This window comes from Shewanella sp. Arc9-LZ, from assembly GCF_010092445.1.
Lineage (GTDB): Bacteria > Pseudomonadota > Gammaproteobacteria > Enterobacterales > Shewanellaceae > Shewanella.
Map to the genome: position 1 here is coordinate 2,102,196 of NZ_CP048031.1, position 14,641 is coordinate 2,116,836.

Consider the following 14,641-nt stretch of genomic DNA (forward strand, 5'->3'; position numbering starts at 1 on the left):
ATTATCAAAAGGTGCGCTGTACACTTTAATTGTACAGCGTGAAATGCTATACCGAGGTGATCTTTATGTGCAGGATTCTTGCTGATACTCGCATAATTGACGGATTTAGGTATAATAACGTTAGTTAGTTTATGATTTTGAGACCTATCTGAGTGACACAAAACTCACCAAGACAATTATCTTTACCCGTTTATCTACCTGACGATGAAACCTTTCAGAGTTATTATCCTGCTTCGGGTAATGATGAGTTGATCCAGAAACTTCAAGCTAGCGCTGAAGGCAATCTAGCGTCTTCTTTGTATGTATATGGCCCAGAAAAATCAGGCCGCACGCATTTAATGCATGCAGCTTGTGCCCTTGCCAATGACCTAGAACGCCGCACTCTCTATATCCCATTAGGCATTCATGCCAGTATTTCACCGGCATTATTTGAGGGCCTAGAATCTCTGGAATTGATTTGTATTGATGATATAGAAGCCATAGCGGGTCATCCTGTATGGGAAGAAGCTATTTTTCATCTATATAATCGTATAGCTGAGCAACAAGATTGCCGTTTAATAGTTAGCGGAAAGGCATCACCTTCTGAAACGGGGTTTTTATTGCCAGATTTGGTTTCTCGTATGCAATGGGGATTAATCTATCAATTACAACCAATGGCAGACGATGAAAAGCTCGTGGCCTTGCAGCGCCGAGCGGCAATGCGTGGTTTGCAGTTGTCTGATGAAGTAGGGCGCTTTTTACTGACGCGAATGGCGCGTGATTTACGCACCTTGTTTGATGTACTCGATAAACTCGATAAAGCTTCTATGGTACATCAGCGTAAACTGACTATTCCGTTTATAAAAGAGATGTTGAGACTTTAATACCTTAGGTTTTAATTCTTTAGGCAAAAATTATCGTCATCAGTCTACGCAATCACACAATAAAAAACGCCAAATGAATTCATTTGGCGTTTTTTATTGTGTGAGTCAATGGTTTATTGCTTCACGTGATCACTGCCACTAAATTGCAATGGTCTAGTCTCAGCAGTATTTTTTTCAGTTTGTGATGAGATTTTCTGTGGTGATTTTGATGGATCAGTTGTTAGCACCAAGTTTTGTGCCCAAGTTTGGCCTTTAACTAACGCTACTGGTGCAGGTAAACCGTCCATCACTTGGCTAACATCAACTTCAGGCAGTATTTGGCTCAAGACGTAGCTAGCGCGATCGTATAACTCAGGTTGACCGACTCGGCCGCGTTGGCCCCATTCAACCACAATCGTCGAGCTCGTCTCAATTTCTGGTTTGTCAGTAATGGCGATATCACGCAAAATACCATATCGATGGCTCATCATCACTTCTTCAAACAACATGGCAACATCTTCTCGTGTTGATGAATAGGCATAATCATCGTTGGCGAGGTCACTTGAGAAAAATAGCGCTACATCACTTGGAGTATAGGCTTTTTGGGTGTTATTTGCAGATTCACCGGCATAATTTACTTTTGCAAGACCATACATCTCATTACTGGTTAATGGATAGCGTATATTGAGTTGAGCTGATGTCATGGCATTCGATTCATCACGACGCTGATATTCGTCTATTAAGGTAGGTCCTTGAATATTGGCATGCATGCTTTGTGGATAAAAATCATTTGCATGAGCCAGCTCATGATAGAGCAAATCAGCTAAATCATAAGACATGCTGTCAATCGTGCGGTTGATGCGATTACCTTTTTCTATGTATTCACTTGCATAAGCATTATCTTTAACATAACGATAGGGAGATAAATAATTCAGGTCTTCACCAAAGTTGCTGCGATAATCAGGCGTTTCATTAATTGTATCTCGCTGAGCAGTAGTCAACCACAGGTATTCAGGGTCAAGATATATTGCTCCAATAAAACCAGCATAAAAGGCTGGTCTGATATCGTAACTGATGACCACAGCCGTCACTGATTGCAACAATTCTACAAAGTCATTATGTGTTTGTGCGCGTAAATAGGCTTCAAAGTTTGCCCCCATCCAGTCGTGCGACACAAGTACTCTGTCCATAATAGTATCAATCGGATCTGGCTTAGTATCTTGGCTAATAAAGGGCAGCTCGTTAAGAATATTACATTGATTGACTAGTTGGTTCGAGTAAACACAATAGGCCAGATTATTAGCATAAGGTGAGTTAGGCTTGTAAGGGTGCATTCGTGCAATGGGGTAGCTGAAGTAGGCGTCCGATGGGGCGTTTTTTTCTTTGGTTACGAGTAAATTGACGTCATCACTAATGGTTTGGCCATCAAATGTGGCAGTGGCTTTAAGACTGAATAATTGATCGGTATCGACGTTTGGCGCAACAAAAAGTGGCCTATTTATGTCACTCAAATCCACGTTGGTAAAGGCTTTATTATTAGCACTCGGATACATGCACCAACTAATATTTTCAGGTACTTGGCCGTTTATATTTTGTATACGTAAACTCGCATCAGTTCTATTCACCATTTGATGATCGCTATTAATGCGTAAAATATTGTCATTAGAATCGGCTGTAATTGATATCGTTTCTTCAATGTTGATATTACCGCCAGAGACAGTCACCTTAAAAGCGTAATCTTGGTTACTTGTGGGTGTGAATGCTAATACTTGGCTATTAACTGCAGCTAGTTCAAGACTGGGTCCTGATATCTGCTGCCACAAAAATGATTTGCCAATAGTGTCTTGTTCATTAAGGTTGGCAATAATGCTGCCAGGCTTGTCTTTGGCATAATGCTGTTCAAGGGTAAAAGTCAATTGAGAGTTTGTGTCGGTAATTGAATAAGTTAAACTTTCACTGCAGATTTCGAAAGTGGATGAGGTAGGCACACCTTGATCGTTATTGTCTGAATCTCCTCCGCAGGCGCTAACGAATATGGCACTGGCTAAAAGGCTATAGATCCCTAAATTTTGCGATAACTTCATTAAGCGACTCCATGTCTATTTTATTATTATTTAACAATACATTTTTATAACATCTTGTTTGCAAAATAATGTAGCACGCTGTTTTGGTTAAATGCAACTAACAAAAAAGCGCCCGAAGGCGCTTAGTGAGGCAACAAAAATGAAGTTTGTTTATTGTTGTTCAGACTTTTTCTTCAACCCTAATCCCAGTTCTCGGCCGCGTTTACGAGCATAGAATGGAAAACTCACCAACAAGACACAAATCAATACCGATTCAATCAGTGCAAATACCAGCGCATCAGTGGTGACATAAGCAAGGGTTAAGCCATGTAATAAGTATACACACAGAATAAAACTGGCCCATGCATATGTATATGGGTTACCGGTTAAGATGCCTTTAAGCGGAAACAGTAAAGGTACAATCCATATTAAGCTGAATCCTAGCGAGTAGGTGCCATTCATGCCTTGTTGAATAAACCAGCCGCTGAGCAGCAGGAGTAATGCAAGGTAACCAATTCGACTTAGTTGAAACAAGGTTTGTGAAGTCATTATTTTACTCGTTAAAGAATAGACAAAACATTTTCTGGTGGACGACCAATGGCTGCTTTGTTGTTGGCTAGCACGATAGGACGTTCAATTAATTTAGGTGTTGCTACCATTGCAGCGATGAGCTGATCTTCCGATAACGATGTGTCAGCCAAATTTTGAGCTTTATATTCGTCTTCTTTAGTGCGCATAAGCTGGCGAGCTGTTAAACCAAGTTGTTGCAAAATAGTCTGAATTTCAGCGGCTGTAGGTGGCGTCTTTAAGTATTCAACGACAGTGACATCTACTGCATTAGCTTGCAACAATGCGAGCGTCTCACGGCTTTTTGAACAGCGAGGGTTATGGTATATCGTTGTTTTGGTGGTTGTCATTGTCATAGTCCGTCATTAAAAAATGGCAAACAATAAGTAGATTTATTGTTTGCCATTATTCTATCAAAGAATAGCTTGTAAGGTTAGATTATCGCGGCTATTTTAATTCTTCCATTGCCCTATCTGCTTGTCTGAATTGTCTTATTCTTGCTTCAATTCGTGCCATTTGTAGGTTTTGGCCATCAGAATAGCGATATGCATAATTGAGTTGGTCAATTGCACCTTTGTAGTTAGCCGATAAGGCCATGAGTTCAGCATTGCTATAATACTCAAGCGCTTTATTGTCTAGCTTACGATATGCATCAGCCATAATTTGATACGGCAGCATACTTTGCTTATCGAAAAATATCAGTTCTTCTAACAGCGGGATAGCTTTTTTAGGCTGATCTGCCTGAACATAAATATTGGCTAAGTTAGCGTTGACCACTTGTGAGGTCGGTTTTAATTTCCGTTGAGCTTCTAATAATGCTATTGCACCTGCAAAATCTTTTTTCTGATCTAATAAATCTGTTTTGGTGTCGATGTAGAACAGATTATTGTCATCTTGTTTTAGTAAATCATCAATGATCACTTCAGCTTGTGCAAATTTTTCTAAACGGAAAAGTGCTAAAGCTTTGCCATAGAGCGCGGCCTGTTTAAACGAATACTCGTTCTTTTTGAGTTGTTGATTAAACAAAGATAACGCGGCATCATCACTAAAACTTGAAAAGCGTACTTGGATACGCGCTTTAGCTAGCTGAAAGTTAAGGCTGTTAGGGACATTACTTTTAGGGTACTGAGCCGCGCGGTTACGTGCCTCGGTAATACGTGATTCTGGCAATGGATGCGTCAGCAACATTTGTGGTGGTGTTGTGGTAAAACGATAACGAATTGCCAGTTGACCAAAAAATGTAGCGGCAGCATTAGGATCAAATCCGGCATCGACAAGAATTTGCATTCCAATACGATCAGCTTCTTTTTCATGTAAGCGGGTATAGTTAATTTTAGATTGTGTTGCTAAGGCCTGAGTGGTTGCTAAGGCTGCCATACCGGCTTGTGGTGCAGCAATCGTTAATAAAATAGCCCCTAACATTCCCACAATTGTGGCAGTTGAGCTTTTTTGTTGTGCCTCAAGAGATCGTGCTAAATGGCGTTGAGTGACGTGGGTAATTTCGTGGGCTAATACCGATGCAAGTTCACTTTCGTTGTCGGCATTTAAAAATAACCCCGTATGTACGCCAACATGACCACCAAAAAACGCAAACGCGTTGATTTCATCATTGCGGAGTAAAAAGAAATAAAATGGTGTCTTTACCCCCGTGGCATTAGCAACAAGCTTGTTACCCAGTTCAGATAAATATTGGGTTAACACTGGATCACTGAGTACCGGTGCCGATGAACGAATAACGCGCATATAGGCGTCTCCGTAGACAGTTTCTTTTTCTAAACTAAAAGTATTGACCGCTGCGGTACCTAGATCTGGAAGATCATTATTGGCAAAACTGTGGCCAATACTGGCAGCAAAAAGCACACTAATAGCACTAGCAGCCAGTGATTTTGAAAAGGTCGATAATGATAATTTACTCAAGCGGAACCTTTAATGATGATTGAATCGAAAAATTAAGCTTAACCAGCAAGTTTGCTTAAGTTACATTGCTTGTGGTTTATTGTCCAAGCTAGGATAATAGCCCTAGATTGTTTAAAGCAAGTTGATAATGATTTTAATTGATTTAACACCCTATGTTTGTCCTTATCCTTTAGTAAAAGTGAAACTTTTACTAAAGCAGATGGATGTGGATGAAAAATTACATGTACTCTTATCTGACCCTGGTTCACGCCGAGATGTTCCCTTGTTGATAAAAAAAATGGGTTTTGGTATTGAAATCATTGCTGATCAACCGCATTGTTTGTCATTTATCATCACCAAAACAAATTGATATTGTTTATATAAAAGGTTTTTCAATGCTGGAAATTTTAACTGATTGGTACAAAACCCGTTTTAGTGATCCACAAGCCATAACGTTAATGTTTATCATTATTGGGATTGGTCTTGCATTGTACTTCGGTTCTGGATTGCTTGCGCCTTTGCTGGTTGCTTTGGTGTTAGCGTTTTTACTGGAGTGGCCGGTAGCACAAATGTCGCGACTGGGTATAAGCCGAACCGCTGCGGCAACAATCGTGTTGGTGGTATTTTTAGGGGTGATGATTATTTTGATGTTTGGTTTGGTGCCCAGTATTTGGCGTCAAGGGGTGTCATTGGTTACTGATTTACCCTCAATGATCGATAAGGGCATGCTAATTGTGCGCGAGTTTAGCGCTGATTACCCGCAGTTTGTGAGTGCATCACAACTTGATTCGATGATGGAAGAAATTAATAAGATGCTTGATACACAGCACCTTATTGATTTAGGGAAACAAATTTTAGGTTATTCTGCGTCATTATTAGTGTTAATGGTGTACGCGATTTTAGTGCCATTGTTGGTATTTTTCTTTTTAAAAGACAAAGACTTTTTATTAAACGGCAGCAAACGATTTTTCCCGTCTAACCGTGGTCTAGCGAGAAAAGTTTGGTTTGAAATGGACCAACAAATCTTTAATTATATTCGTGGTAAAGTGATTGAAATTGTTATTGTTGGCGTAGCCAGTTATATCTTTTTTGCTATCATGGGGCTGCGTTACTCAGCACTACTAGGTGTATTGACAGGCTTGTCGGTATTGATCCCATATGTTGGTGCTACTTTGGTTACATTGCCGATTGCATTAGTCGCATTTTTTCAATGGGGTTTTAGTGCTGAGTTTGGTTACTTAATGTTAGGTTATGGGATTATTCAGGCGCTAGATGGCAATGTATTGGTACCGCTATTGTTTTCTGATGCGGTTGATTTACACCCGGTTGTGATTATTGCCGCCGTATTAGTCTTTGGGGGCTTATGGGGCGTTTGGGGAGTCTTTTTTGCCATACCACTAGCATCGCTAGTAAAAGCAGTCATTAATGCTTGGCCGAATAACCAAGAGCAACAACGAGTCACACTTGACAGTGAATAACACTTGCCTGTGGTATTAAAACATCAGTACAGCAACAGAGCCGTTGGATACATTAAGCTAACCTCATTATGGGGTTAGCTTTTTTATTATTAGGCTTAAGTTGCGCCATATAGAGGTTATGACGAATGGAAATACAGATATAAAATAACTGCTAGGCAAATAACAACGATTAAGAACGAGAAGATAGGCCAACATGGGCGTTATGCTATTTGCAACCCACTAAATTATAGATAGGCTCATTTTATAGATAGGTTCATTTATAGATAGGTTCATTGAGCATTATAACGTTTTGTCTTTGCTGCCGTTGTCTTTCTCGTCTGAAGGTTCTTCAGTCAGTTTTTGTTCAGATTCTGGTGAACTGGTTTCTTTTTCAGGATTTTGCTCTCGGTCTTTATGTTCACCAAATTGAGGCATTTTAAATTTGGCAGAATATTTCAACACCGCAATGTTACTTGCAATAACGCCGATGACTAAAATGATAATTAGCCAAACTTCATAACCTTCTAGACTCATTGGAAACTCCTTTTAACCTGCAATTTTATAGCTGATGTTGTTAAGACAACACCAGCTATAAGCATATATGTTTGGTTAGTCGACGGCTAAACGTAGTTCACATTTGCGAATATCTTCAGGGGTATCGACTTCTGGAGAGTCAAATGCGCTGATAGCAATTTTAATTTTGTGGCCGTATTCGAGTGCGCGTAGCTGTTCTAATTTTTCGAGATCTTCAAGCCTACCTAAAGGTAACTTAGCAAAGGCATTCACAAAACGCTTAGTGTAGCCATAAACACCTAAATGTTTGTAAACCGGATAGTCATTGGTATCGCGACCAAAGGGGATACGAGAGCGAGAGAAATACAATGCATTATGGTCATTATCAAATACCATTTTAACGTGCATAGGATCGTCTAATTCTTTTTTATCGACGATTTCAAATCCTAATGTCGCCATTTCGAATTCACCAGGGTGACGTTCAAATAGACTTATGATTTGTTCGATTGAGATAGGATCAATCAGCGGTTGATCGCCTTGTAAATTAATCACTAAATCGTCATCGTTAAGACCAAGCAATGCAATGGCATCATTAATACGGTCGGTACCAGAGGCGGCATCAGGGCTGGTCATTACGACTTTACCACCAAAGGATTCAACGGCATCTTTAATGCGGTCGTCATCTGTAGCAACATAGATGCTATCGAGGCCTTTTGCTAATGATGCACGTTCATAAACGTGTTGGATCATGGGTTTACCATTAATCGGGGCTAGCGGCTTGCCCGGGAAACGGCTTGAACCATAACGTGCCGGGATTAATAGAGTAACTTTCATTAATATGACCTACTTGTGGTTGTGACAATAATATAGACAATAAATAAAAGGGCTCATAAGAGCCCTTTATGACTTAATCTGTCGTTTATTATATACGACGGAATAACTTAGTCAGCATTTCATCGGTAACTTTCTCTTCCCAGCCTTTACCGTACACGTTGTCCCAAAGTGGACCCATGCTCTTAGTCACGGCAACCATCTTAGCGATAGTTTCATCTGGCAAATCTTTACAGATGTTTTTAGGCAGAGTGATGTTATGAATTTTCATCATTTTACGGAATTCAGTCACACCTTCTGGATAGAATTCTTCCAGCACGTCAAAGGCTAAACAGTTACCAATACCGTGGTGATAACCCAGTACATAACCTAAACCGTAAGATACCGCATGACATGCACCGACTTGGCTATAAGCAATGCTCATACCGCCCATGTATGATGCCATCATTAACTTGTCGTCTTTTTCTGCGTGGTCTTCTAAGAACACTTGACGACATAAATCCATTGATTTTTCGGCAAATGCTTTAGCAAACTCGTTGAGGTATGTGCCTTGTAATGATTCTACACAATGGATAAAACAATCCATACCAGTATAGAACCACTGATCAGTCGGAACCCCTGCAATTAATTCAGAGTCCATGATGATTTGATCAAACACGGTGTAATCTGAGTTTAAACCTAGCTTACGAACGGGTCCGCACAATACTGCAGTACGTGATGCTTCAGCACCCGTGCCAGACACTGTTGGAATACCAATATGATGTATTGCAGGATTTTTAATTAAATCCCAACCTTGGTATTCAGAAGAACTACCAGGGTTAGTGAGCATTAGTGATACGGCTTTGGCTAAGTCCATCGTTGAACCGCCGCCTAAACCGACTACGCTCACTGGTAACTTAGTGTTAAATGCGTTAACTTGCGCCGTTAACGCATCAACTTGTTCAGTTGTTGGCTCATCATCTACGTTTACGTAAATCAGTAGGTCGTGCGCTTGAGTTGGCACGCGGTCAGCTAGCGGTTTACCTTGATGTACATCATCGACAAGGAAAACGACAAAATCGTTAGCATCTTGGCGTTCTTGACCTAATACAACATCAAGTTGCACAAATGAACCACGGCCAAAGATCATTTTTGGTACACATTTAAAATTTTTAAAACTCATTACAACAGTCTCCATTGAGATAAGTACTGTAAAAAGTGCTCTGAGCCATCACTGACTGAGAGGCATCAATGCTAGGCAAAAGCGCGTTTGATATTTTCAATACGTTCAGCTATTTGCTCATCAGTCCAAGACAACTTGATCAACATCGAAATCGTTCGGCTCATGATAGCGTCAGATTTAGGTGTCAGCACTTTAGTGTAGTCAGGGCGATCAGCGATTAGCATAATAGGTAATGCGGCAGGTGCTTTAAGTTCTTGGATGTGTTTCCAATTTTTAAGGTAATGCCAGTTGTTAACATACCAGTAAAAACAACCATCAACTTTGTTGGCAGCCAGCTTTTTATTAATTTCTTGAGTGCGTTCTTCTGTTGGCATCATAAATGTTAAGAAGCCTGCAGAATCGCCGTCTGGATCTGGAATTTCACGGAAGGTGATTTCAGCAATAGATGCCATAGCATCTTTAATGGTTTTCTTATTTTTACGCTGAATAGCAATGATTTTATCAAGCTTACGTAATTGTGCTAAACCCATTGCTGCATTCATTTCTGAAATTCGGAAATTCAAACCCATAATTGGGTGTGATTCTGCACCACGATCATTACCAACATGGTCATGGCCGTGATCTGAAAACATGTGTGAGTGGTTATAAATTTCGCTATTGTTAGTGACAATCGCGCCACCCTCACCACAGGTGATGGTTTTAACTGAGTCAAATGAATAACAACCTACATCACCGATGGTGCCCAATGCTTGGCCTTTATAACTGCCACCGATGGCTTGACATGCATCTTCTAAAATCACCAAGTTATGCTTTTTACACACCGCTTTGATTTCGTCCATCTTCGCCATAGAACCACACATATGAACAAGGTTAATAGCCTTGGTACGTGGTGTGATGACAGCTTCAATACCTTCTGGAGATAAACATAATGTTTCGTCAATTTCAGCAAAAATAGGGACAGCACCGGCCATAAACACGGCTTCAACAGAGGCTACGAAGGTAAATGGAGGCACAATAACTTCATCGCCAGCACCAATGCCCGCTGCTGCCATTGCAGTTTGTAATGCAGCAGTACCGCTTGATACTAAATGAGCGTGTTTCACGTTCATTTTTTCGCAAAGTAGTTGCTCCATGTCGCGGGTTTTCCAGCGATCATTACGCATATGGTCGAAGTTATAACGGAAGGTAAAACCGTTCTCCATTACGTCAGCAACTTCCTGCTTTTCTTCAGGACCAAATAATTCAAAACCAGGCATGGAAATCATCTCCTAAAAATTCTGCGCATAGTAGCGCTAAATAAACTGAATGATTATAACGTTCTTCAGTGGTGGTTCGCGACTTTTATTGCATATTTTTAATAACAATAAACAAAGGCCTGCTAAATAACAGGCCTATTAAAAGTGTAAATGGAGATAGAAGGCAAGGTTAAGCTAAATTGCGCCCATGAAGACGGTCGATTGTCACGTCTAAATCTGTGAGTAATCCGTTATTAATTCCGTAAATCCAACCATGTATTGCAACATCTTGGCCACGATCCCATGCTTCTTGAACTATGTTGGTCGACACAACATTTGACACTTGTTCCATCACATTAAGCTCACACAGGCGATCAAAACGCCCTTGTTCACTCATCGATTCAAGAGCATCCTCGTGAATACGATAAATGTCACGTAAATGTCCGAGCCAATTGTCAATCAGGCCCAGTCGCTCTTTATTCATTGCCGCACGAACACCACCACAGCCATAATGCCCAACGACCATGATGTGCTTTACTTTTAGTACATCGACAGCATATTGCAGCACTGATAAACAATTTAAATCTGTGTGAATGACCATATTAGCGATGTTACGGTGAACAAACACTTCACCGGGTAATAAGTCGATAATCTGATTAGAAGGCACTCGGCTATCTGAGCAACCAATCCATAAGTATTCTGGGTTTTGTTGTTTTGCCAGTTGCGCAAAAAAGGTAGGATCTTCTTTGTTGATCCGTTCAGCCCAACGGCGATTATTATCAAATAATGGTTTAAGAAGTTTCATGAGCGCTCGAATTAGGTCGTTTTTTACCGGTAAGGTATTACAGGTAATATGTCATTTTGTTATGAGTATATCAGCAATGCCGACGAATCTGGTCTATCCATTGAGGTGATTAATTAAAATTAACTTTACTCAAAAAATCAACAAGATGCTGATTAAAAATGGCTGATTTTTCGATGTTAGCTAAGTGACCAGCTTGTTCAATGTGCAATAATTGACTGCCATCAATACAGTCATGCATTAAATAACTTTCCAGCGCGGTACGCAAATAACCACTTAATCCTACGGCCACCAAAGTCGGTAATGTTAATAACTCAACCGATTCGAGTGTGTCACGTTTGAATATGGCCATATTGGCAAATTTAAGTAACGCAGTAAGTTGAGCGCCAGAGTAAGACGTTAATTCAGCGCTAAATTGTGCAACAGTATTAGCTAGATTGGGGTCTTGGTTGACCAATTGCTCAATTTCTTTACTAAAATATAATGTGCTAATGGTTTGTGCAAGGTCTGATGATATAGCTTGGTCGTTGGCAACTTGAGCCATTAACCCTTGGTATTTAACGCAATTAACTTGCGGTTCAAATCCCACAAAACTGTTTAACATCACCAAGCCATTAATGCGAGCCGGTGCATGTAATATAAGCTCTGCCGCAATTGCACCGCCACTACCATGACCTACGATGGCGGCAGAGTTGATTTCAAGCTTATCCATTAACGTTAATACGTTTTGGGCCACATCTTGTAAATTTCCAACAGATTCTGGGATAGTGGTTGTTTGACCATGGCCCCAAAAGTCGATGGCAATACATCGATACTGTGATGACAGTTGGTCAATTTGCGATCGCCACATAGTGCTATTGGTGAGTAAGCCATGACAAAAAATAACAACAGGTCCATGTCCTTCATCTAAGTAATACAGTGGTTGATTATCAATTTCTATGTGATGCATTAAAGTGGACATAACAAACTCATTCAAAGAGGAAATGCGCGCAAACATTAAGCCGGAGAGGGCGCAACAAAGAAAACATAATGATTAACTAACTCTGTTAGCCGTTCAATTAAGGGTGATTTTAACGATATTTCTGCCGCAGACAACACTTTTGCAAATTCATCTGCGCTAAATTGCTCCAACAACTCATTAGCGACAGGAAAATAGCTCATGTGCCATGGTTCAGGACTAACGCCGCTTAAATCTGGCTGATAGGGAAAATAAAATCCAAACTCAGTAGCATGCGAAGTAAGCCATTGATGCAATTGAGCACAAGGGCCATCGGCTGTATATTCTGCAGTGATTAACTGCAGTGCTTGTTTGCTAATGTTATTCGCATCATATATATCGAAATCGGTGCCCCAATGATGCCGAGATGCGCCAGGGAGTGCAGACCATATCAAAATGGTATCAATCACTTGTTGTGGCGTGAGTGACGTAAACTCAATTGGATTTGAGTCTTGGTCGAGTAATGGTCGCTGACCTGTGGCTTTGGCGTTCCAAATACTCAATTGACGATCAAATGGTCTATATGCAGAACATATTTGTACATCAAACCCCGCAACAGATGCCGCGCACTGCAACTGCATAAATGCAGTTGCAGTGCGTTGTTCAAGCAAAAACTGTCCGATTGAAACTAAATGTCGATCGTCTAAGCCGTATAATTTAGCTTGCTCGCTAGGGATATCAATCGAAGAAAACTGTGAGCTTATTTGCACAATAACTTTTCCAAAATGCGTTCATAGCAATTGGCTAATATCTCTAAGTCGGCCACGTTAACGCATTCATTCACTTTATGAATTGTCGCGTTGACTGGGCCTAACTCCAACACTTGTGCGCCAGTTGGTGCGATAAAGCGACCATCTGAGGTACCACCTGAAGTTTGTGGGTCGGTTTCATAACCTGTAATTTCGCGAATCGCTTCCCGTGTGGCATCAAGCAGTGGACCGTCACCCGTTAAGAACGGTAAACCATTAAAAATCCAGTTGATATCATAATCTAAGCCATGAGCATCAAGAATACTCACCACCCGCAGGATCAATTCTTCTGCGGTCACTTCGGTAGAGTAACGGAAGTTAAACATCACGGTTAATTCACCGGGGATAACATTAGATGCACCAGTACCACCATTAATGTTAGCAATTTGGAAACTGGTCGGTGGAAAAAACTCATTACCATTATCCCAATGCATTTGTGCGAGTTCAGTTAGTGCTGGAACCGCTTTATGAATAGGGTTGTCGGCTAAGTGTGGATAGGCAACATGGCCTTGAATTCCGTTAACGGTTAAGTTGCCGGTTAAACTTCCACGACGACCATTTTTGACGACATCACCTAATTTATGAGTTGAAGAAGGTTCGCCAACTAGCGCCCATGTCATTTTTTCATTACGAGCTTCGAGCGTATCAATAACCCGCGTGGTGCCGTTTATAAATGGACCTTCTTCGTCACTGGTAATTAAATAAGCAATAGAGCCATTGTGGTCTGGATGTTTAGCAACAAATCGTTCGGTCGCGATAATCATCGCGGCTAACGATCCTTTCATGTCTGCCGCGCCGCGACCATGTAAATAGTTATCAATAATGGTCGGTTCAAACGGAGGAGTATGCCAACGGTTAAGATCGCCAGTTGGGACTACATCGGTATGACCTGCAAAGCAGAAAACCGGATCACAGTTACCGCGTCTTGCCCACATATTGGTGGTGTCTTCAAAAACCATCGGTTCAATATTAAACCCAACAGCGGCAAGGCGATTGGCCATTAAGGTTTGGCAACCCTCATCCAATGGTGTTACCGATGGACGTGATATCAGATCTTTTGCTAATTCAACTACATCATTATTCATTATGCGAACCACGCTTGGTATTGAGCTAGGTTAAAACCAACCAGTAATTTATCGTTGTTGACCAGAACCGGGCGCTTAATCAATGTTGGATATTGCACCATTAATGCTATGGCTTTGTCTTGAGTGATATCCGTTTTTTCAGCATCAGTCAAACCACGAAAACTGGTGCTGCGTTTGTTAAATAAGGTTTCCCAACCGACAACATCAGCCCACTGCGTAACCATGGTTTCATTTAGACCATCTTCACGGAAGTCGTGAAACGTGTAATCAATTTTTTCGGCTTCAAGCCATTTACGCGCTTTACGAACTGTATCGCAATTTTTTATGCCGTATAAAGTCAAAAGAATACTCCATTAATGTCGATAGGGTTGTCATGTAAGGCTTGGCTTTGTAGATAAGCCTGAAAAAGTGCCTTATGTAAAAGGGATATCATTGAATGCAT

At 40.8% G+C, this 14,641-nt stretch carries 16 protein-coding genes; 3 read left to right on the top strand and 13 right to left on the bottom strand.

The genetic code is table 11. The features are described 5' to 3' along the window. Positions 1-152 precede the first annotated feature (152 nt). The gene (gene hda, locus GUY17_RS09120; RefSeq protein WP_059745344.1) at positions 153-863 is read left to right on the top strand and encodes a DnaA inactivator Hda; all 711 of its coding nucleotides are present in this window, start codon (positions 153-155) and stop codon (positions 861-863) included. 113 nt (positions 864-976) lie between these two features. On the opposite strand, the gene GUY17_RS09125 is transcribed toward hda, so the two are convergent. The 4 genes from GUY17_RS09125 to GUY17_RS09140 form a co-directional block, all read right to left on the bottom strand. Further along, positions 977-2,926, bottom strand: coding sequence for a hypothetical protein (locus GUY17_RS09125; protein ID WP_162022938.1), 1,950 nt, complete (start codon positions 2,924-2,926; stop codon positions 977-979). Positions 2,927-3,076: 150 nt separating this feature from the next. Then, positions 3,077-3,454 (bottom strand): DUF2069 domain-containing protein, encoded by a 378-nt coding sequence (locus tag GUY17_RS09130; RefSeq protein ID WP_011637219.1) that lies wholly within the window; start codon positions 3,452-3,454, stop codon positions 3,077-3,079. An 11-nt stretch (positions 3,455-3,465) separates the two neighbouring features. Then, on the bottom strand, positions 3,466-3,822 hold the full coding sequence (gene arsC / locus GUY17_RS09135; RefSeq protein ID WP_101087594.1) for an arsenate reductase (glutaredoxin): 357 nt from the start codon (positions 3,820-3,822) through the stop codon (positions 3,466-3,468). A 97-nt stretch (positions 3,823-3,919) separates the two neighbouring features. Next, the gene (locus tag GUY17_RS09140) at positions 3,920-5,353 is read right to left on the bottom strand and encodes a M48 family metalloprotease (RefSeq protein WP_254439930.1); all 1,434 of its coding nucleotides are present in this window, start codon (positions 5,351-5,353) and stop codon (positions 3,920-3,922) included. A gap of 163 nt (positions 5,354-5,516) precedes the next feature. Between GUY17_RS09140 and GUY17_RS09145 the strand changes: the two genes are divergently transcribed. Beyond that, the gene (locus GUY17_RS09145) at positions 5,517-5,738 is read left to right on the top strand and encodes a sulfurtransferase TusA family protein (RefSeq protein ID WP_162022940.1); all 222 of its coding nucleotides are present in this window, start codon (positions 5,517-5,519) and stop codon (positions 5,736-5,738) included. A 25-nt stretch (positions 5,739-5,763) separates the two neighbouring features. Beyond that, complete coding sequence (locus GUY17_RS09150) at positions 5,764-6,846, top strand: AI-2E family transporter (RefSeq protein ID WP_101087597.1); 1,083 nt, start codon at positions 5,764-5,766, stop codon at positions 6,844-6,846. A gap of 279 nt (positions 6,847-7,125) precedes the next feature. Here GUY17_RS09150 and GUY17_RS09155 read toward each other — a convergent pair whose 3' ends face one another. The 9 genes from GUY17_RS09155 to GUY17_RS09195 all read right to left on the bottom strand — a co-directional run bounded on the left by GUY17_RS09155 (position 7,126) and on the right by GUY17_RS09195 (position 14,540). Further along, the gene (locus tag GUY17_RS09155; RefSeq protein WP_101087598.1) at positions 7,126-7,359 is read right to left on the bottom strand and encodes a DUF2897 family protein; all 234 of its coding nucleotides are present in this window, start codon (positions 7,357-7,359) and stop codon (positions 7,126-7,128) included. Positions 7,360-7,434: 75 nt separating this feature from the next. After that, positions 7,435-8,172, bottom strand: a complete 738-nt coding sequence (kdsB, locus tag GUY17_RS09160; protein WP_162022941.1) for an 8-amino-3,8-dideoxy-manno-octulosonate cytidylyltransferase KdsB — start codon at positions 8,170-8,172, stop codon at positions 7,435-7,437. Between the two features lie 88 nt (positions 8,173-8,260). Next, a complete protein-coding gene (gene kdnB, locus GUY17_RS09165; protein ID WP_162022942.1) occupies positions 8,261-9,331 on the bottom strand; it encodes a 3-deoxy-alpha-D-manno-octulosonate 8-oxidase KdnB in 1,071 nt (356 codons plus the stop codon). A gap of 71 nt (positions 9,332-9,402) precedes the next feature. Continuing rightward, entirely contained in the window at positions 9,403-10,587 is a 1,185-nt protein-coding gene (gene kdnA, locus GUY17_RS09170; protein WP_011637227.1) for an 8-amino-3,8-dideoxy-alpha-D-manno-octulosonate transaminase KdnA, read from the bottom strand. Positions 10,588-10,756: 169 nt separating this feature from the next. Continuing rightward, positions 10,757-11,371 (bottom strand): carbonate dehydratase, encoded by a 615-nt coding sequence (gene can / locus GUY17_RS09175; protein WP_101087601.1) that lies wholly within the window; start codon positions 11,369-11,371, stop codon positions 10,757-10,759. A 109-nt stretch (positions 11,372-11,480) separates the two neighbouring features. Further along, complete coding sequence (locus GUY17_RS09180) at positions 11,481-12,329, bottom strand: alpha/beta fold hydrolase (RefSeq protein ID WP_162022943.1); 849 nt, start codon at positions 12,327-12,329, stop codon at positions 11,481-11,483. Positions 12,330-12,364: 35 nt separating this feature from the next. Next, positions 12,365-13,075, bottom strand: coding sequence for a M15 family metallopeptidase (locus tag GUY17_RS09185; RefSeq protein ID WP_162022944.1), 711 nt, complete (start codon positions 13,073-13,075; stop codon positions 12,365-12,367). Further along, positions 13,066-14,211 (bottom strand): succinyl-diaminopimelate desuccinylase, encoded by a 1,146-nt coding sequence (dapE, locus tag GUY17_RS09190; RefSeq protein WP_174839636.1) that lies wholly within the window; start codon positions 14,209-14,211, stop codon positions 13,066-13,068. Before dapE ends, GUY17_RS09185 begins: the two co-directional genes overlap by 10 nt. Then, positions 14,199-14,540 carry an ArsC family reductase gene (locus GUY17_RS09195; RefSeq protein WP_123778317.1) on the bottom strand — a complete coding sequence of 114 codons (342 nt, stop codon included), beginning with the start codon at positions 14,538-14,540 and terminating at the stop codon, positions 14,199-14,201. The genes dapE and GUY17_RS09195 overlap by 13 nt, the downstream gene beginning before the upstream one ends. Positions 14,541-14,641: the final 101 nt, after the last annotated feature.